Below are 19,892 nucleotides of genomic sequence, written 5' to 3' on the forward strand. Positions count from 1 at the left end.
TCACCCCAGTCACATAGTTATCTATGCTCCAGGGGATTCACCCGCTTGCTGCCTTGATGCAACTTGAATGATATTGCGTATGTTTATTAGCACCCCGTTGAGAACGGCCTTAGTGTAATGATTTTGTCAGATGACGGAAAGCGCTTACGGCTCCGGCGGCGCAAACCATGCGGATTTAAAATCGAACCAGCCGAGGGTATTCATCCTCACGCCGCGCATACTGCGCTGACCCTGAATCATCAGCCAGTGGTGGATCAGCGGCACGATATGTTGCCCGGCCAGCAGCCGCTGGCTCCAGGTGGCCGGATTAAACTCTCCTGCTCGCCAGCGGCAGGCGTCTGCCTGCCAGTCAATGGGAATGCAGCGCTGAATCAGCGGGACTTCGTACAGATAGGCGAAGAGCGAAAATTCGATCGGTAAGGTGAAGTTCACGCTGTTGAGCCAGATATCGCTGACCACCTCGCCGCGATGCCAGGCATCGTACTCCAGCTCCTGGATCTCCAGCTTTACCTGATGCGCCGTCAGCAGGTCGCGCATGATCCCGCCGATCACCCGATGTTCGACGTGATCGCGGTAGTAGGTAAGGGTGACTGTCTCCAGCCCCGCCGGCTTCTCGCAGGCGTGGTTGCTGGCGTGATGCCAGCGCGGCAGCAGGCCGTAGGCGGGAAACCAGTTGCCCTGGTAGTGTTCGCCCGCATGGTAGAGCAGGTTGGCGGGCTGAAACAGATAGCTTAGCCAGCGGCGCACCGCGTCGTTGGCCCCCAGCGGGCTTCGCGAGTCGAACAGCAGGTAATAGCAGCCCTCTTCCAGGCGACTCTCTACCGCTTTTTCGCTTTCGGTATTGCCCTGCAGCGTCAGGCCGCCGTTGGGCTCTTCGCTAATCTCCGGCAGCACCCAGACGTTCACCTCATCGATCAGCGCCCGGTAGCCAAAATAGTCCTCAAAGGCATGGATCTTGAGCTGATTCTGGTTGTTACGCACCACGGCATAGGGGCCGGTGCCGACCGGCATGGAGGAAAAGTGGTTCATGGTCTGCCACTCCTGCGGCAGCACCATCGCCGGTACCTGCCCCAGCAGCCAGGGCAGCCAGCGGTCGGGCTGGCGCAGATGAATATCCAGGGTCCAGGCGGTGGGCGATTCGATGCGTTCGATATGTGAATAGAGCGGCAGGGCATTGCTGCGCTGCAGAGAGGCGATCACATCCGCCATCTCCAGCTCACGGCCATGGTGAAAATGGATGCCGGGACGGAGGAAAAAGCGCCAGTGGGTGGGGGTCAGCTGCTGCCAGTGGTGGGCAATATCGGCTTCCAGTTCCCCATTTTCCTCATTTACCCGCGTCAGGGCGCTGAATATTTGCCGGGCAATATGCGTTTCCGAACGCCGCAGCGCGCTACCGGGCAGCAAATTCTTCATCGGACGATAGTAGAGCACGCGCAGGATGTGCCGCCCCTGGCGGAAGCTGCGGCCTAGATGCGAGACCAGCATCTGGCGGACGGCAGCCTTATCGCCGACCAACTGCACCAGCTGATCGATGCGATCCTGCTCAAGGAGATCTTCGGCACGTTGCTGCTGCAGGGCGAGGCCGGTATAGAGAAAGGTTAGCCGCGAACGCTTGCCGCGGCCTGCCTCCGCTTCCCAGGTCAGCCAGCCGCGGGACTCCATCATATTGAGCAGGGTGCGCATATGGCGGCGCGAGCAGCTCAGCATTTCCGCCAGCTCGTTAAGGGTGGTCTCCTGCGACTTGCCGTCGCAGCACTGCCATAGGCGAATGAACTGTTGTTGCAGACGGCCGGAAGACATAAAAGGGGAACTCCTGCGCAAAACTCAGCAATTTATTACTTCCTATATTAAGCCAATAATGAATCCCGATGAAGCGAGGAGGTGAATATGATGAGGTCTACCGCAAAATCGTTCTACCAACGCTACTTTTCTGCGACGCAGGAAGCGTCCTGGCTGGCCCGCCTGATGGCAGGACGACAGCAGGAAATTCTGGGGGAACTGATGCAGTGGGGAGTGACGTCAACGACCTCTGATCATTGACTTGCAGACATCATGTGTGACTGAGTATTGGTGTTATACTCGTCGTTTTTCAAACTGCAGGTGCGCTGTCGATGCTTCCTGGGCCGTATGTTCGGGCTGCGTGATTCGCCTCTACGGGACTCACCTTTTCAGGGCCAGCGCGAGCGCGGCGCAAAATGGTTAACCGTTTTGTCCTGCAGCATGAAATCCATAGAGTATAGAATCACCCGCCAGCAGAAAGCCTCTGCTGGCTTTTTTCGTTTTCTTCGCGTGTGTTAAGGACATTCCATGCTGTGGTTGATGACGATGGGACGACGGCTTAACGGCGTCTATGCCGCCTTTATGCTGGTTGCTTTTATGATGGGCGTGGCGGGCGCGTTGCAGGCGCCGACGTTGAGTTTGTTTCTCAGCCGCGAAGTGGGGGCGCAACCGTTCTGGGTGGGCCTGTTCTATACCGTAAACGCCATCGCCGGGATCCTGGTTAGCCTGTGGCTGGCCAAGCGCTCCGATAGCCGCGGCGACCGGCGGCGGTTGATTATGTTCTGCTGTCTGATGGCGGTGGGTAATGCGCTGCTGTTTGCCTTCAACCGCCACTATCTGACGCTGATCACCTGCGGCGTGATGCTGGCATCCATTGCCAACGCGGCCATGCCGCAGCTCTTCGCGCTGGCGCGGGAGTACGCCGACAGCTCGGCGCGGGAAGTGGTGATGTTCAGCTCGGTCATGCGCGCCCAGCTGTCGCTGGCTTGGGTGATTGGCCCGCCGCTGGCCTTTATGCTGGCGCTCAACTATGGCTTCACCACCATGTTCTCCATTGCGGCGGGCATTTTTGTCATTAGCCTCGCTCTGATTGCCATCAAACTGCCTTCGGTTCCGCGTGTGGAACAGCCCTCGGAGGAGGCGGCGGCGCTAGCGCAGGCCGGCGGCTGGCAGGACAAGAACGTGCGTATGCTGTTTATCGCCTCCACCCTGATGTGGACCTGCAACACCATGTACATCATTGATATGCCGCTGTGGATCAGCAGCGATCTCGGGCTTCCCGACAGCCTGGCCGGGATCCTGATGGGCACTGCCGCCGGGCTGGAGATACCGGCGATGATCCTCGCCGGCTACTACGTAAAGCGCTTTGGCAAACGTAAAATGATGGTGGCGGCGGTGGCCGCCGGCGTGCTGTTTTATGCCGGACTGATCCTGTTTCATGGTCGCACGGCGCTGCTGGCTCTGCAGCTGTTCAATGCCATCTTTATCGGCATTATCGCCGGGATAGGCATGCTGTGGTTCCAGGATTTAATGCCGGGACGGGCGGGAGCGGCGACCACCCTGTTCACCAACAGTATTTCCACCGGCGTGATCCTTGCCGGCGTGATGCAGGGGGCGCTGTCCCAGAGCTATGGTCACTCCAGCGTCTACTGGACGATCGCGGCCATTTCGCTGGTGACGCTGTTTTTGACCAGCAAGGTGAAGGATATCTGACTACTCGCCCCGGCATCGCCGGGGCGACCAGGCCTACTTGAGTTCGATACGCTTAATGTCGCCAATGATAAAAATGTAGGCAATCACCCCAATCAGCGCCGTCAGGCCGACGTAGATCAGCGCGTAAAAGAAATTACCCGTGGCGGAAATAATCACACCAATTATCAGTGGTGCGATAATCGAGGCCATATTGGCACAGAAATTAAATATGCCGCCGGTGAGGCCTGCCATATTTTCCGGGGCAATATCAGAAATTAAGGTCCAGCCCAGACCGACCATCCCCTGGCCAAAAAACGCCACCGACATGATAATAATTACGGTGCTATTGGCGCTTACCCAATTCGCCGAGATAATACAGCTGGACAGCAATAAACCGGAAATTATTGGTAACTTTCGACTGATGTTGACGGAGCCGGTTCGTTTCAACAACCGGTCGGAGATCCAGCCGCCGAAGAGGATGCCAATCGCGGCGGCAAGGAAGGGCCAGGTGGCGAAGAAGCCGACGTGCAGCCATGGAAGATGGCGCTCGTTGGCGAGGTAGCTGGGAAACCACGTCAGGAAAAAGACCAGTGTGGTGTTGCCAGCGAACTGACCCAGGCTGGCGCCGAGGATCTGGCGACAGCCCAGCAGGCGTCTGGCGTCACGCCAGTTAAATGGAACGTTCTGGATTTTATTGTTAATGCTGTTTGCGCCGATATACTCCAGCTCCGCTTGATTAGCCGTGCGCGATTCATGCGGTTCATGATAAAAACGCCACCACACTAAAGTAAATAAAATACCTAATCCGCCGGTGAGGAAAAAAAGCGTTCTCCAGCCATGATGTTCGAGAATTAAAAATAACAGCGGCGAGAAAGCGGCCAGCCCTATATATTCACCAACTGTATATGTTGCCGTTGCCCGCGCGCGCTCATGCTGAGGGAACCAGGTGCTGACGATGCGGCTGTTGGCCGGAAAGCAGGGCGCTTCGCTGACGCCGAGTCCCAGGCGCAGAAGCAGCAGGGATTTTAGGCCGAGGGTGAAACTTTGCAGCAGGGTAAACAGCGACCAGAAGAAAACTGACAGGGCATAGGTCAGTTTGTTGCCAAAGCGGTCTAAAAACATCCCGCCGGGGATCTGCGCCAGCGCATAAGTCCAGGCGAAGGCGGAGAAGATGATACCCATCATCGCCGGATCGATATGGATTTCTTTGCTTAACTGTGGCGCTACAATACCCAGGATGGTACGGTCGAGATAATTGATCATCGTTCCGACGGAAAGTAGCAGCAGAATAACTATCCGTACGCGGCTTCTTTTTTTCGCCCCCGATGTGGAAGTGAGGACTTCCTGAGAGTTTGACATACTCATAGCGAGTTCCTTTAAAGTTTAAAATATTTTTGCATATATTCTAATATGCAAAAATATCTCCAGGAGCTATAGGTAGTATCTATGAATGGCAATGCCTTGTGGCACATTCATGCCCTTCGTCAAATAATATTTGATGTAACGCCGATATTTACCCGTTCATGCGCATTATTGGTGGCTTGCATGGTATATTAGCGTCAGTGCATTTATTCTTATATTATACGGGTAAAAATAATGAACCTAAAGCAACTTTATTATTTTAAACGTCTGTCTGAAACTGAGCATTACACCGAAGCCGCCTCCAGTCTGTGCATCACCCAGCCCTCGCTAAGCCACGCGATATCGGAGCTGGAGAAGGAGTTAGGGGTCGCGCTATTCGCCAGACAGGGGCGGAACGTAAAAATTACCCAAAACGGCAAGCGTTTTTTGCCGTATGTTGAAGATGCGCTGGCCTCGCTGGAGAACGGACGCATGATATTGCAAAAAAATGGCGCTGAGAATAAAGAGAATATTCGCATCGCCTTTATTTACACGATGGGGGAGTATGTTGTTCCACAGTTAATTAATAAATATTCTCTTTCACCTGAATGTCACAATGTGACTTTTTCTTTTACTCAAGGGACATCGCTGACGCTGTTGCAGGAGCTGAAGGCCGGAAAAGTCGATCTGGCGATCTGCTCTTATATTGCCGATGAACCCGATATCGATTTTATTCCGGTGATCCAGCAGGAACTGGTGGTGGTCACGGCAAAGGATCATCCGCTGGCCCGGCTATATGAACATGAAGTCGATCTGGTGGAGACGATTCATTATCCGTATATCTATTTTTCAGAAAATAGCGGCTTACGTCCGTTTATCGATAATGTATTTATGCAGCAAAAGCTGGTGCCGGAGATCGCCTGCTATGTGGATGAGGATACGGCGATGGCCGGGCTGGTGAGTATTGACTACGGGATCGCGATTATGCCGCGCATCACCGCGCTCTCCTATTACAACGTCCATATCCTGAAGATTAAAAACACCATCCCCCCCCGCTATATCTATCTGGCGACCATGAAAGACAAGGGGCTCTCTCCGGCGCTGGAGTCATTTAAAAATGTGGTTATCCACGATAGCCAGAAGATCTGTTAACGGATGGCCCGGATGTGACCTCCGGGCCATCCGGATATCAGGAGAGAATATCCATCACTTCACGCAGCTTAGCGATGGCGATCTGCCCAGGCGCGGAGGCCTGACCAACGGTACCGAAGGTCATCGCCGAACCGAACAAGCGCCCGGTGACCCGGCTAACGCCACCGGATTTGCCCATCGACATGGTGATCAGCGGACGCGTCGCATACTTCTCTTTCATGGTCAGCGTGGCGGCGAGCAAGGTGAGTACGTCCTGCGGCGACTGCGGCATCACCGCGATCTTCGGCAGATCGGCCCCCAGATCCTGCATGCGGCGCAGGCGATAGATAATATCTTCCTGAGCGGGGGTCTTATGGAAATCATGATTACTCATGATCACCTTGACGCCCGCGGCATGCGCATCGTCAACCAGCGCGCGGATCTGCGCTTCATCATTGAACAGTTCGATATCGATAACATCAACCAGTCCACTGCGTGCGGCCTCGCGGTTGAGCGCAAAATAGGCTTCGTCGCTGAGCTCGGTTTCGCCACCTTCTTTCTTACTGCGGAAGGTAAATAGCAGCGGAAGCGCTTTCAGCGCGCCACGGATTTCCGCCAGCGCGGCCATCACTTGGGCCATCTCTCTGACCTGGGTAAAGTGGTCAACGCGCCATTCGATAATATCAGCGCCGGCATCGACCAGGCCGTGGGCGTTACCCAGTATTTCATCCAGGGTTTTACCGATCAGCGGTACACAAATGAGGGTTTCCCCTTCCTGAAAGGTGATGTTCTTTACGGTTACTGCATTTGTCATGTAGGTATCCATTATTTTTCGCGTTGTACTTCAGGCGGTGACTGCGGTGCGTGACATTTTTTGCGCCGCCCGAGCCTGCAGTTGACGATAGCCGATGTACAGGGCGATCACAAAGCCGATAACGGCGATCAGAAAATCAAACCACATAATGCTGGCAATACTGATCTGCGAAAGCTTTGCGGTGATCAACGGGATCGTGAAGCTGGCGATACTGCCGGCAGTGTAGAAGATGCCGGTTGCTTTGCCTTTTCCATTCGGGAAGCTCATCGCCATGATTGTCGCACCCAGCTGCAGCACTCCGCCAGCGGCGGCAAAGCCGATGACAAAAGCAAAGCCGGTCACCATCATCGGCGTCGGGAACAGGCACACCAACAGCAGCGAAATCATCGACAGGCCAGTATAAATAATCATCGCAATGGCCGAGCTAAACACCTCTTTGACGAAGGCGGCAGTTACAAAGACGCAGACCAGCGAGCCGACGGTATAGATGCTAAGCAGTTTAATCGCCGAGGCATAGGGCAGGCCGACGACGAACTGGCCGTACTGCGCCAGCCATTGGCTGACCAGATAGAAGGTCGCCATGCCGATATAACCGTACAGGGTGAAGATCACCATATCCAGCTTATTAGCCTGTGGCCGGACGGCTGTTTCCGCCTGTGCCGTAGGGGCTTCCTCTTTTTTCGCCGCCTGGCTGTCAGGGAACGGCATTTTGAGCAGGTAAATCCCGCTCAGTACAAAGAGCGCTGCCGCAATCACGAACGACCAGCCGAACCACAGATTTGCCCATATCAGGAAGCTGATAATGAACGGCAACAGGAACTGCCCTGCAGAGACGAAGGCTTTGATCAGCACGTTGGCCCGGCTGGCAGAGTGCGGGAAAGATTCCATCAGCGCCGGATAGGTACCGGAGTCGAGGAAGCTGTTCGCCAGGCCCGCCATAATGCCGAACACGTAAGCCAGATAGATATTTTTGGTCAGCAGGATGCCGACGAAAAAGATCAGGTAGCTCAGGATCCCAAGATAGATAAAGGGCTTGCGACCGAAGCGATCCGAGAGAAATCCGGTCACGATGGTCGCTAACTTACCAATACCTAACGAAGATATAACGATCGATACGCCGGCTTTGTCTGTTCCCCACTGTTCCTGAAGATGGGCCATGTTGAGGGTGATTAACAGCACCCCCATACCGTGGATCAGGTAGTTGAGATACAGCCCTGCCGCAGTAGGGATGTATTTATTTTTCATCATTCGCCTCTTAGAACAGAATGCTCTTGATGTAATCAACCGGCATCTGTTTGCCCGTCCAGATTTCGAACGCGCGCGCGCCTTGCCACAGCATCATCCCCAGGCCGTTCAGCGTGCGGCAGCCTTTTTTCTCGGCCACTTCCAGCAGGTGGGTTTTGCACGGGTTGTAGACGACGTCGGAGACGATCAGGTCCGGACGCAGGAAGCTGTCGTCAGGTAGCAGCATCTGGCCTTCGAACGGCTTCATGCCGACCCCGGTGGCATTGGTCAGGATCACGCTGCTGTCAATTTCGGCGCGCAGCTTGTCATGATCGTCGAGATCGAACAGATGGATCTCGCAGTCGGTGTTGTGGCGGATCTTGGCCACGGTTTCTTCTGCGTTAGCGAAGAATTTATCGCGACGGTTAAAGATGGAGATCGCCTTCACGCCATCCAGTGCTGCCTGGACGCAGAGCGCCGTTGCCGCGCCGCCGGCGCCGAGTACGGTCATCTTCTTGCCGATGATATCGATACCGGCTTCGCTAAGGGCGCGCATGTAGCCGGTGCCATCGGTGATATGTCCGGTCAGTACGCCGTCGTCGTTGACCACGGTATTGACCGCCCCGACCAGCTGTGCCGCCGGCGACAGTTTATCGAGATACTGGCAAATCTCGGTTTTGTTCGGCATAGAGACGTTAAAGCCGCGCAGCTTCATCGCCCGGAAGCCCTGCACCACGTCTTTTAGCTCCTGGTTACCGACTTCAAAAGCGAGATAGACGTAGTCCAGCCCGAGATGGGCGAAAGCCTCGTTGTGCATGGTGGGCGACATGCTGTGACGAATCGGGGTGGCGATCAGGCCAATCAGCTCAGTGTGTCCAGTAATACGTTCTGCCATGACAAAAATCCTCAATAAGTTAGAAAGGGAATTCGTTGTGCTTCGCGGCTGCCCAGCGCACCCATGTCTTCCAGTGCATCCAGTACGTTGCGGCCTTCGCGGACGCCATCGATAATGCGTCGCGCCATCACGCTGTCGCCGATGTTCATGATTTTGACGTTATTGGCATTGGCCCAGCGCTCGATCTCGTCGAGACCCGTCCGGTTGGCGCGCATCCCCAGACAGACAAAGCCGTAGTCGAAGGGAATATCGAAGGTTTGCTGTGTATTTTTCACCTGGAAATGGTCGGCAGCGACCGCCATCAGTTGGGTATTCATGTGCTGTTCGACCTGGTGCTCGTCGAGCATGGTCAACATGGCATTTTTGGTAATGATGTCGAGATCGCGACCGGCGGCGTCCTGCATCTCGATTAGCACCGCCTGTGCGCCGCGAGCGGTAAAGTATTCGATAACGTCAAGGCCAACGGCGCCGGCGCCGACTACGGCGATGCGTTTGCCCTTGATATCGGTAAATTTCGCCAGATTGTCGATCATGCCGGTAATGGAAAAGATCTTGCCGTTCTCGACGTCAATGTTTTCCCGCAAGCCTTCAATGGGCGGCAGCAGCGGCGTTGAGCCGGTGGCGTTGACAATCAGATGCGGACGCAGGGCGGAAACTGAAGCCACGTCGGCCCGCTTGCCGATCTGCAGCATCAGGTTGTCCAGCGAGGCGATACGATTTTTCATAAACTGCGGGAAATCAGCGATGCGTTTTTTCTCCGGCAGGCGGGAGATTTCGCTGGCGAGGCCGCCGACGTGGTTTTTCGCTTCCAGCAGCCAGGTATGGCAACCAACTTCCGCCGCGGNNGCCGCGGTGCAGGCGGCTTCCATCCCGGCGGTGCCGGCGCCGATGACCACCACGTTAGTGTCGCGATTCACGCGCCGCATTTTATAGGCGTCACCGTGAATAATATCCGGGTTAATCGAACAGCGCAGCGGGCGCGAGCGGGCGATGCGATGGTCGGCGCAGCCGATGTTGCAGGAGATACATTTGCGCATCAGACGCTCTTTTCCGCCTTGCACTTTCTGCACCCACTCCGGCTCGGCAATCAGACCGCGGCCAATGGCGATAAGATCGGCATCGCCGCTGGCGAGGATATCTTCGGCTACCTGTGGAGTGCGAATATTGCCGGCGATGACCGTGGGTTTATGGAATTTATCGCGCACCGCGCGGGAGAGATAGCGCTTCCAGCCATCCTCCAGCGACATCTGATCGATTTGCAGATTCAGGTTATCGTTCTGCGCCGCAGAGACGTTGATGATATCGACCTTCTCCTGGCAGAGCTCAAGAATACGCAGGGAATCTTCGAGGGTATTGCCGCCTTTGAGGAAGTCGTCGGCGCTGATGCGCAGGCTGACCGGAAAACGCGGCCCCACGCAGGCGCGAACCTTATCGACAATCAGACTCAGTATCCGAGTGCGATTTTCGACGCTGCCGCCAAATTCATCAGTGCGCTTATTAAACAGCGGCGATAAAAACTGGCTAATTAAATAGGAGTGACCGGCATGAATTTCGACGCAGTCAAAACCTGCGCGCCGAACGCGCTCCGCGGCGTCACCAAATTTTTCTACCGCATGATATATTTCCTCATGGGTCATCGGACGCGGAATATTACCGTGCTTCTTCGACGGCGTTGTAGAAGAGGAGAGCGGCGTCTGGCCTTCCAGTCGGTAGGCATAAGCGGAAGCGCCGGCATGATTTAACTGAATGGATACGCAGGCGCCATGTTTATGCAGGGTCTCGGTTAATTTAAACAGCCGTGGAATATATTGATCGTTATCGATGCGCAGTTGGGTGGTGCCGTTGGAGGCGAAGGGGAAATCAATACAAATATTTTCGATGGTGATAAGCCCGGTGCCGCCTTTGGCCCGCAGTTCGTAGTATTCCAGCTGTTCCTGCGACACCTCGCCATTGAGCGTGGCCATATTGGTGCCCATAGGGGGCATAATAATGCGGTTTTTTAACGTCATACCGTTGATGGTCAACGGACTGAAAAGGTGCGGATAGTGGCTCATCTCTTCTCTCCACAGGAGGCCGGGAGGCCGATATGCGGGGCCCAGGCGTGTCCTTAGTTAATATTTCTCTGTGGCAAAAGATAACGAGGGGAAAAATCGAAAAATAATGCTTTTTTTTGTGCATAGCCATAGGGGTTCTCTATGAGATTAACGCTTTCTTCACATTCTTATATTTTTATATTAAATACTCGTGCCTTATTTTTACTTGCAGTGCAGGGAAAATACATAAACAGTGCTGGAGAAGGGGAGGAAAGCGAAATAATTCTTCTTTAGGCGGTAGGGCAGGGTGGCGGTAAGGTCTGACAATCAGCAAATTAAAATTGGTTTTTGTGCGTGAGATCGCAATTTTCTCCGCAATAAACTAAAAAGCCCGATCAAATGACCGGGCCCAAAGGTTAATTCATAAACGCCGGCAGCTTGCGTTCATAGTCGGAGATCGCCGCTTCATGCTGCAGCGTCAGGCCGATGCTATCCAGGCCGTTGAGCATGCAGTGGCGGCGGAAATCGTCGATCTTAAAGCTGTAGGTTTTATCCCCGGCTTTAACCACTTGCGCTTCCAGATCCACTTCAAACGTAATGCCCGGGTTGGCCTGCACCAGCTTGAACAGCTCGTCGACCTGCTCGTCGCTCAGGGTCACCGGCAGCAGCTGGTTATTGAAGCTGTTGCCGTAAAAGATATCGGCAAAGCTCGGGGCGATAACGACCTTAAAGCCGTAATCGGTCAGCGCCCACGGCGCGTGCTCGCGCGAAGAGCCGCAGCCGAAGTTTTCCCGCGCCAGCAGTATCGATGCCCCCTGGTACTCAGGAAAATTCAGCACGAACTCCGGGTTCGGCTGTTGACCTTTATCGTCGAGAAAGCGCCAGTCGTTAAACAGGTGCGCGCCAAAGCCGGTGCGGGTGACCTTCTGCAAAAATTGCTTAGGGATGATCGCGTCGGTATCGACGTTTGCAGCATCCAGCGGAACCACCAGGCCGGTATGTTGGGTAAATTTCTCTGCCATGATGGTCTCCTTACTTCAGATTACGGATATCGGCGAAATGGCCGGTAACGGCTGCCGCCGCGGCCATTGCCGGGCTCACCAGGTGCGTGCGTCCGCCGCGGCCCTGACGGCCTTCAAAGTTACGGTTGCTGGTTGAGGCACAGCGTTCGCCCGGATTCAGGCGGTCATTATTCATTGCCAGACACATAGAGCAACCAGGTAAGCGCCACTCAAAGCCGGCTTCGATAAAGATCTTATCCAGACCTTCCGCTTCCGCCTGCGCTTTCACCGGACCAGAACCCGGCACCACCAGCGCCTGGACGCCCGGCGCCACTTTACGCCCTTTAGCAATTTCCGCCGCGGCGCGTAAATCTTCGATGCGCGAGTTGGTGCAGGAGCCGATAAACACTTTATCGATAGCGACTTCCGTCAGCGGGATCCCGGATTTCAGCCCCATATAGTCCAGCGCTTTTTCGGCGCTGGCGCGTTCCACCGGATCGCTGAACGACGCTGGATCGGGGATGTTATCCGTCACCGAGATCACCTGGCCCGGGTTGGTGCCCCAGGTCACCTGCGGGGCAATTTCCGCCGCCTGCAGCGTTACCACGGTATCAAACGTCGCGCCGTCGTCGGTTTTCAGGGTTTTCCAGTACGCTACGGCATCGTCAAAATCTTTGCCTTTCGGCGCATGCAGACGGCCGCGTACGTAATTGAAGGTGGTTTCGTCCGGCGCGACCAGGCCCGCTTTGGCGCCCATCTCGATCGCCATGTTGCACAGGGTCATACGCCCTTCCATGCTCAGATCGCGGATCGCTTCGCCGCAGAACTCAACCACATGGCCGGTGCCGCCGGCGCTACCGGTTTTACCAATGATGGCCAGCACGATATCTTTGGCGGTAATGCCCGGCGCCGCTTTGCCCTGGACTTCGATTTTCATGGTCTTCGCGCGGCCCTGTTTCAGGGTCTGGGTCGCCAGCACATGCTCCACTTCGGAGGTGCCGATACCGAACGCCAGCGCACCGAACGCGCCGTGGGTGGCGGTATGGGAGTCACCGCACACGATCGTCATCCCCGGCAGGGTAACCCCTTGTTCCGGGCCCATGACGTGGACGATGCCCTGATACGGGTGGTTCAGGTCGTACAGTTCAACGCCGAACTCTTTACAGTTCTTAATCAGCTCCTGCATCTGAATGCGGGCCATCTCACCGGACGCGTTAATGTCTTTGGTCTGCGTCGAGACGTTATGATCCATGGTAGCGAAGGTTTTACCCGGCTGGCGCACCTGGCGGCCATGGGCGCGCAGACCGTCAAACGCCTGCGGAGAGGTGACTTCGTGCACCAGATGGCGGTCGATATACAGCAGCGGGGTTTCGTTCTGCGCCTCATACACTACGTGCGCATCAAATAATTTTTCGTATAACGTCTTCGCCATGATTACACCCCTTCTGCGACATAGCGGGCAATAATATCGCCCATTTCATCAGTGCTGACCGCCGCCGTGCCGCGCGCTAAGTCGCCGGTTCGAACCCCTTCTTCTAAGGCGCGGTTGATCGCGTTTTCAATGGCGGTCGCCGCTTCGTCAGCATCGAGGCTGTAGCGCAGCAGCAGAGCCAGGGAGAGGATCTGCGCGATCGGGTTGGCGATATTTTTGCCGGCGATATCCGGTGCGGAACCGCCCGCCGGCTCGTACAGGCCAAAACCTTGTTCATTGAGGCTGGCGGACGGCAGCATACCCATCGAGCCGGTGATCATCGCGCACTCGTCGGAGAGGATGTCGCCAAACAGGTTGGAGCACAGCAGCACGTCGAACTGGGACGGATCTTTAATCAGCTGCATGGTGGCGTTATCGATATACATATGCGCCAGCTCAACGTCCGGATACTCCTTGCCGATCTCGCTGACGATTTCGCGCCACAGGATGGAGGACTGCAGAACGTTGGCCTTATCGATGGAAGTCACTTTGTGACGACGCTTGCGGGCGGATTCAAAAGCGATGCGCGCGATACGCTCGATCTCAAAGCGGTGATACACCTCGGTATCAAAGGCTTTCTCATGCTGACCGCTGCCTTCGCGGCCTTTCGGCTGGCCGAAGTAGATGCCGCCGGTCAGTTCGCGTACGCAGAGAATGTCGAAGCCGTTAGCAGCGATATCGGCGCGCAGCGGGCAGAACTCTTCCAGCCCCTGATACAGTTTGGCCGGGCGCAGGTTGCTGAACAGTTTAAAGTGTTTACGCAGCGGCAGCAGCGCGCCACGCTCTGGTTGTTCCACCGGCGGCAGGTGCTCCCATTTCGGACCGCCGACGGAGCCGAACAGGATCGCATCCGCCTGCTCGCATCCGGCGACGGTCGCCTGCGGCAGGGGAGTTCCCTGACGGTCGATGGCCGCCCCGCCAACGTCATACTGGCTGGTGGTAATGTGCATGGCAAAACGTTGGCGCACGGCTTCCAGTACTTTCATCGCCTGGTTCATCACTTCCGGGCCAATGCCATCACCCGGCAAAACGGCAATATGGTAATTCTTCGACATTACACGGTTTCCTTATTGTTCTCTTTATTCTGAGCTTTGCGTTGCAATTCTTTTTCGACTTCGGCGGCGCGCCAGATGTTGTTCAGCACGTGAACCATCGCTTTAGCTGACGACTCTACGATATCCGTTGCCAGACCAACGCCATGGAAGCGGCGGCCATTGTAGTCAACGACGATATCCACCTGGCCCAGGGCGTCTTTGCCGTGGCCTTTCGCGCTTAAGCCATACTTCACTAATTCAATGTTGTAGTCGGTGACGCGATTAATCGCCTGGTAGATAGCATCGACCGGACCGTTGCCGTTGGCGGCTTCGGTTTTGATCTCATCCCCGCAGACCAGTTTGATCGAGGCGGTGGCGATATCGCTGGATCCGGATTGGACGTTGAAGTAATCCAGGCGGAAATGCTCTGGCTCTTCCTGCTGCTTGTTGATAAAGGCCAGCGCTTCCAGATCGTAATCGAAGACCTGGCCTTTTTTGTCCGCCAGCTTCAGGAATGCGTCGTACAGATGATCCAGGTTGTAATCGCTCTCCTGGTAGCCCATCTCTTCCATCCGGTGTTTCACCGCCGCGCGGCCGGAGCGGGAAGTCAGGTTCAGTTGCACCTGGTTCAGGCCGATAGATTCCGGGGTCATGATCTCGTAGTTTTCGCGGTTCTTCAGCACGCCGTCCTGGTGAATGCCGGAGGAGTGGGCGAAGGCGCCGGTGCCGACGATGGCCTTGTTCGCCGGGATCGGCATATTGCAGATCTGGCTGACGGTCTGGCTGGTGCGCCAGATTTCATGATGATTAATGTTGGTGTGCACGTTCATGATGTCTTTGCGCACTTTGATCGCCATGATCACTTCTTCCAGCGCGCAGTTGCCGGCGCGTTCGCCGATACCGTTCATCGCACCTTCTACCTGGCGCGCACCGGCGTGGACCGCGGCGAGGGCGTTACCGACAGCGATGCCCAGATCATCATGGGTGTGGACGGAAATAATTGCTTTGTCGATATTCGGCACGCGATCATACAGGCCGCTGATGATGTTGGCATATTCGAACGGCATGGTATAGCCGACGGTATCCGGGATATTAATGGTGGTGGCGCCGGCGTTGATCGCCGCTTCCACGACGCGAGCCAGATCGGCAATCGGCGTACGGCCGGCGTCTTCACAGGAGAACTCAACGTCGTCAGTGTAGTTGCGTGCCCGCTTCACCATATAGATCGCGCGCTCAATAACCTCATCCAGCGTACTGCGCAGTTTGGTGGCGATATGCATCGGCGAGGTGGCAATAAAGGTATGAATACGGAAAGCCTCGGCCACTTTTAACGATTCCGCCGCCACGTCGATATCTTTCTCAACGCAGCGCGCCAGGGCGCACACGCGGCTGTTTTTAATGGTGCGCGCGATGGTTTGCACCGATTCAAAATCGCCCGGCGAGGATACCGGGAAACCGACTTCCATTACGTCGACCCCCATTCGCTCAAGGGCCAGTGCGATCTGCAGCTTCTCTTTGACACTCAGGCTTGCCTGTAACGCTTGTTCGCCATCACGTAAGGTCGTATCGAAAATAATGACTTGCTGGCTCATGGTTTGGATCCTTAGTCTGTGTCCTGGCGCCTTGTTGACGAGCATAAAAAAACCCGCGCCAAGGCGCGGGTTTTATAGTCTTGCTGGAAGATGACTTAACGCTGAACGTCGCCCAACAGCCTACCGCGCAAATGGCATGCGTTTAGTAGTAGTAGGCTGGTGATACGAGCGGTGCGAATCATTGCGTCAAACTCCAGATGAAATCGTTATGCTTTTAGAGTTACTGGATAGCCGTTTTAAAGTCAACCCCTGGCATGGAAAAAGCGTTTTGGGCTGACTAAATGAATTAGCAAAATGTGCTGATGTAAGCCCCATTTTGCCGAAGATCCTATTTTGGACCGAAGGCGGTTTATCCCCATTTGTTTCATTTGAAAAAGTGCTTTGCATTCAAGGCATCGTCGAAGAGGTGTCGCCAATGAAGGGACAAAAAACGGTATCTGGATGAAAATATTAAATTTATTTTTCCTGTGAATGTATTCGAACGCTAGCGGATTATTTTTCAATGATAAAGGTTTGTTAATTTTATGGAGGGAAAAATAAAATACTTTATTATTGCTTAAGTTACAGTTAACTCGTGGTGCTGTTTTTATTTTTATGGATTATGGTTACACTTATCATCATTAAGTAATCAGTATGGTTTGAGCGGCTCAATTTTTTGATCAGGACCGTTTCTTCACTGCCACTCATAGCCTTGATATATTCCTAAAAATTTCTTTTGCTATTTTGTAAATGTCATTTGCATGGTAAATGATATTTTCGGCGCTAATTATAGCGGTTTAGTGAAGGGAATTCATCGTGACGGCGGAATTAGATATGTTAATTGAAACTCCAGAATATAAATCAGCCCCCGGACAGGAAGTCGTTAAACCTCAACTACGGATGGTTGATCTCAATCTGCTTACCGTTTTTGATGCGGTTATGCAAGAGCAGAATATTACTCGTGCCGCCCATACGCTCGGCATGTCACAACCCGCGGTGAGCAATGCGGTTTCACGACTGAAAGTGATGTTTAATGATGAGCTTTTTGTGCGCTATGGCCGCGGTATTCAGCCGACGGCGCGCGCCTATCAGCTGTTTGGCTCGGTACGCCAGGCGCTGCAGCTGGTCCAAAACGAATTGCCAGGCTCCGGTTTTGAACCACTGAGCAGTGAGCGCGTGTTCCATCTGTGCGTCTGCAGCCCGCTGGATAACATCCTGACGTCGGTTATTTTTAATAAAGTTGCAGAGATAGCACCCAATATTCATTTAGTCTTTAAGTCTGCGCTGAATCAAAATACGGAACATCAGCTACGTTATCAGGAAACAGAATTCGTAATCGGTTATGAAGAGTTCCGTCGCCCTGAGTTTGCCTGCGTTCCGTTATTTAAAGACGAAATGGTCCTGGTCGCCAGTCGCAACCATCCGCGTATTTCCGGGCCGATGATGGAGGCGGATATTTATCGCGAGGAGCATGCCGCCGTTGCTCTCGACCGGTATGCCTCATTTAGTTTGCCGTGGTATGACACGGCCGATAAACAAGCGCGTATCGCCTATCAGGGTAATGCGATGGTCAGCGTATTAAACGTAGTATCGCAAACCCAGATGGTGGCCATTGCCCCGCGCTGGCTGGCAGATGAATTTGCTGACAAGCTTGCCCTGCAAATATTACCTTTGCCGTTGAAGGTCAACAGTCGGACCTGCTATCTCTCCTGGCACGAAGCCGCTGGTCGTGATAAAGGCCACCAGTGGATGGAAGAGCTGCTGGTGGACATTTGCAAGCGCTGACCCGACGACGATAGATAGCAAAGGAGCTTCGGCTCCTTTTTTTATATGACATAAATCAAATAAAGCAGAATTTTATTCTGTTTACCTTGCGCGAGGAGTTCGTTGTGTTCGTGAAAAATGGATCTATTCCTGTTATCACCCTTTTTCGCCGAGTATTTAACATTCTCTTTTCTTATCTCTGAAGCAATTCACCATATTTTCCCCTCACCGCTTTCTTTTCTTCTTATTCAAGAAATAAGGCCTCAGCTGCGGCGAATTGCCTGCCTGCTAGCGAGCAGTTATGGTAGTGGCATGCAGTACATTCACCTCAATGCGGAGGACCACTCCTTCGCATCGTGCGAGCGCGCGGAAATTGAGTTCCGCTGTCGTAAAACAATAAGCCTGGAGGCAAACCATGGAGATGTTGTCAGGAGCCGAGATGGTCGTCCAATCGCTTGTCGATCAGGGCGTCAAGCAAGTATTCGGCTATCCCGGAGGCGCAGTCCTCGATATCTATGATGCGTTACATACCCTTGGCGGTATCGATCATGTGCTGGTTCGTCACGAGCAGGCGGCGGTGCATATGGCGGATGGCCTGGCGCGGGCGACCGGGGAGGTCGGCGTGGTGCTGGTGACCTCTGGGCCTGGGGCGACGAACGCCATCACTGGCATTGCGACAGCCTATATGGACTCTATTCCGTTGGTGATCCTCTCGGGGCAGGTAGCCACCTCGCTTATCGGCTACGATGCCTTCCAGGAGTGCGACATGGTGGGGATTTCCCGTCCGGTGGTGAAGCACAGTTTCCTGGTGAAGCAGACCGAAGATATTCCCGGCGTGCTGAAGAAAGCCTTCTGGCTGGCGGCCAGCGGTCGCCCCGGTCCGGTAGTGGTCGATCTGCCGAAGGATATTCTCAATCCGGCGAAGAAGCTGCCTTACGTCTGGCCGGACGCAGTGAGCATGCGCTCGTATAACCCAACCACCAGTGGCCATAAAGGGCAGATTAAACGCGCGCTACAGACTCTGGTGGCCGCAAGTAAGCCGGTCGTCTACGTCGGCGGCGGGGCGATCAATGCGCATTGCGAACCTCAGCTGCGCGAGCTGGTGGAAAAACTGAAGCTGCCGGTGGCCTCATCCTTGATGGGACTTGGCGCTTTCCCGGCGACACACTCGCAGGCGCTGGGGATGCTGGGGATGCACGGCACCTATGAAGCCAACATGACCATGCACCACTCGGACGTGATTTTTGCCGTCGGCGTTCGCTTTGACGACCGGACCACCAATAACCTGGCCAAGTATTGTCCGAACGCGACGGTACTGCATATTGATATCGATCCGACTTCAATCTCGAAAACCGTGCCGGCAGATGTGCCGATCGTCGGCGATGCCCGGCTGGTGCTGGAGCAGATGCTGGAGCTGCTGGAGCAGGAGGAAGCGCAGCAGCCGCTGGACGACATTCGCGACTGGTGGCAACAGATCGAGCAGTGGCGTGCCCGTCATTGTCTGCGCTACGACGACCAGAGCGATAAAATCAAACCGCAGGCGGTAATTGAAACTATCTGGCGGCTGACCCAGGGCGATGCCTACGTCACTTCCGATGTGGGTCAGCATCAGATGTTCGCCGCCCTGTATTACCCCTTCGATAAACCGCGGCGCTGGATTAACTCCGGTGGTCTCGGCACCATGGGCTTTGGCCTACCGGCTGCGCTGGGGGTCAAAATGGCTCTGCCGGACGAAATGGTGGTCTGCGTGACCGGTGACGGCAGTATCCAGATGAACATTCAGGAACTCTCCACTGCGCTGCAGTATGAGCTGCCGGTCCTGGTGCTTAACCTCAACAACCGCTATCTCGGGATGGTGAAGCAGTGGCAGGATATGCTCTATTCCGGGCGTCACTCGCAGTCCTATATGGAATCGCTACCGGACTTTGTCCGTCTGGCGGAAGCCTATGGCCACGTCGGGATCCGCATCAGCGAGCCGCAGGAGCTGGAGACGAAGCTTGCTGAAGCTCTGGAGCAGGTGCGCCAGCGTCGGCTGGTGTTTGTCGATGTGACCGTCGACGGCAGTGAGCATGTGTACCCCATGCAGATCCGCGGCGGCGGCATGGATGAAATGTGGTTGAGCAAAACGGAGAGGACCTGATT

Annotated in this window: 16 protein-coding genes; 5 read left to right on the top strand and 11 right to left on the bottom strand. The window is 54.9% G+C overall.

Translation table 11 applies throughout. The annotated features are described in order from the left end of the window. Nucleotides 1-144: 144 nt before the first annotated feature. Nucleotides 145-1,800 carry an HTH-type transcriptional regulator SgrR gene (sgrR, locus tag KHQ28_RS18010; protein WP_021441194.1) on the bottom strand — a complete coding sequence of 552 codons (1,656 nt, stop codon included), beginning with the start codon at nucleotides 1,798-1,800 and terminating at the stop codon, nucleotides 145-147. A gap of 87 nt (nucleotides 1,801-1,887) precedes the next feature. Here sgrR and sgrT point away from each other — a divergent pair, with 87 nt between their 5' ends. Both sgrT and KHQ28_RS18020 read left to right on the top strand, forming a co-directional pair. Then, nucleotides 1,888-2,040: a glucose uptake inhibitor SgrT gene (gene sgrT / locus KHQ28_RS18015; protein WP_002888448.1), complete on the top strand. Its 153-nt coding sequence runs from the start codon at nucleotides 1,888-1,890 to the stop codon at nucleotides 2,038-2,040. A 267-nt stretch (nucleotides 2,041-2,307) separates the two neighbouring features. Next, a complete protein-coding gene (locus KHQ28_RS18020; protein WP_032419406.1) occupies nucleotides 2,308-3,492 on the top strand; it encodes a sugar efflux transporter in 1,185 nt (394 codons plus the stop codon). A 33-nt stretch (nucleotides 3,493-3,525) separates the two neighbouring features. On the opposite strand, the gene KHQ28_RS18025 is transcribed toward KHQ28_RS18020, so the two are convergent. Then, nucleotides 3,526-4,836 (bottom strand): MFS transporter, encoded by a 1,311-nt coding sequence (locus KHQ28_RS18025; protein ID WP_032419404.1) that lies wholly within the window; start codon nucleotides 4,834-4,836, stop codon nucleotides 3,526-3,528. A 231-nt stretch (nucleotides 4,837-5,067) separates the two neighbouring features. On the opposite strand from KHQ28_RS18025, the gene KHQ28_RS18030 reads away from it, so the two are divergent. Next, complete coding sequence (locus tag KHQ28_RS18030; protein WP_002888455.1) at nucleotides 5,068-5,964, top strand: LysR family transcriptional regulator; 897 nt, start codon at nucleotides 5,068-5,070, stop codon at nucleotides 5,962-5,964. Between the two features lie 37 nt (nucleotides 5,965-6,001). Here the strand turns inward: KHQ28_RS18030 and aroD are convergent, their stop codons facing one another. The 9 genes from aroD to leuL form a co-directional block, all read right to left on the bottom strand. Then, the gene (gene aroD / locus KHQ28_RS18035; protein ID WP_032419403.1) at nucleotides 6,002-6,757 is read right to left on the bottom strand and encodes a type I 3-dehydroquinate dehydratase; all 756 of its coding nucleotides are present in this window, start codon (nucleotides 6,755-6,757) and stop codon (nucleotides 6,002-6,004) included. A 30-nt stretch (nucleotides 6,758-6,787) separates the two neighbouring features. Next, a complete protein-coding gene (locus KHQ28_RS18040) occupies nucleotides 6,788-8,002 on the bottom strand; it encodes an MFS transporter (protein WP_160904646.1) in 1,215 nt (404 codons plus the stop codon). Nucleotides 8,003-8,012: 10 nt separating this feature from the next. Continuing rightward, nucleotides 8,013-8,876 carry a shikimate dehydrogenase gene (locus KHQ28_RS18045; RefSeq protein ID WP_032419402.1) on the bottom strand — a complete coding sequence of 288 codons (864 nt, stop codon included), beginning with the start codon at nucleotides 8,874-8,876 and terminating at the stop codon, nucleotides 8,013-8,015. 11 nt (nucleotides 8,877-8,887) lie between these two features. Beyond that, nucleotides 8,888-10,930: an FAD-dependent oxidoreductase gene (locus KHQ28_RS18050; RefSeq protein ID WP_211777643.1), complete on the bottom strand. Its 2,043-nt coding sequence runs from the start codon at nucleotides 10,928-10,930 to the stop codon at nucleotides 8,888-8,890. A 395-nt stretch (nucleotides 10,931-11,325) separates the two neighbouring features. Beyond that, the gene (leuD, locus tag KHQ28_RS18055; protein ID WP_002888481.1) at nucleotides 11,326-11,931 is read right to left on the bottom strand and encodes a 3-isopropylmalate dehydratase small subunit; all 606 of its coding nucleotides are present in this window, start codon (nucleotides 11,929-11,931) and stop codon (nucleotides 11,326-11,328) included. A 10-nt stretch (nucleotides 11,932-11,941) separates the two neighbouring features. Beyond that, entirely contained in the window at nucleotides 11,942-13,342 is a 1,401-nt protein-coding gene (gene leuC, locus KHQ28_RS18060) for a 3-isopropylmalate dehydratase large subunit (RefSeq protein WP_032419401.1), read from the bottom strand. 2 nt (nucleotides 13,343-13,344) lie between these two features. Continuing rightward, nucleotides 13,345-14,436, bottom strand: coding sequence for a 3-isopropylmalate dehydrogenase (gene leuB / locus KHQ28_RS18065; RefSeq protein ID WP_032419400.1), 1,092 nt, complete (start codon nucleotides 14,434-14,436; stop codon nucleotides 13,345-13,347). Beyond that, complete coding sequence (leuA, locus tag KHQ28_RS18070) at nucleotides 14,436-16,007, bottom strand: 2-isopropylmalate synthase (protein WP_004178594.1); 1,572 nt, start codon at nucleotides 16,005-16,007, stop codon at nucleotides 14,436-14,438. The genes leuB and leuA overlap by 1 nt, the downstream gene beginning before the upstream one ends. Nucleotides 16,008-16,102: 95 nt before the next feature. After that, nucleotides 16,103-16,189: a leu operon leader peptide gene (gene leuL, locus KHQ28_RS18075; RefSeq protein ID WP_004222662.1), complete on the bottom strand. Its 87-nt coding sequence runs from the start codon at nucleotides 16,187-16,189 to the stop codon at nucleotides 16,103-16,105. A gap of 613 nt (nucleotides 16,190-16,802) precedes the next feature. On the opposite strand from leuL, the gene leuO reads away from it, so the two are divergent. Then, nucleotides 16,803-17,771: a transcriptional regulator LeuO gene (gene leuO, locus KHQ28_RS18080; protein ID WP_004192013.1), complete on the top strand. Its 969-nt coding sequence runs from the start codon at nucleotides 16,803-16,805 to the stop codon at nucleotides 17,769-17,771. A 394-nt stretch (nucleotides 17,772-18,165) separates the two neighbouring features. Next, nucleotides 18,166-19,890 (top strand): acetolactate synthase 3 large subunit, encoded by a 1,725-nt coding sequence (ilvI, locus tag KHQ28_RS18085; RefSeq protein WP_002888534.1) that lies wholly within the window; start codon nucleotides 18,166-18,168, stop codon nucleotides 19,888-19,890. Nucleotides 19,891-19,892: the final 2 nt, after the last annotated feature.

This window comes from Klebsiella sp. 28, from assembly GCF_018223905.1.
In the GTDB taxonomy this organism is placed as follows: domain Bacteria; phylum Pseudomonadota; class Gammaproteobacteria; order Enterobacterales; family Enterobacteriaceae; genus Klebsiella; species Klebsiella pneumoniae.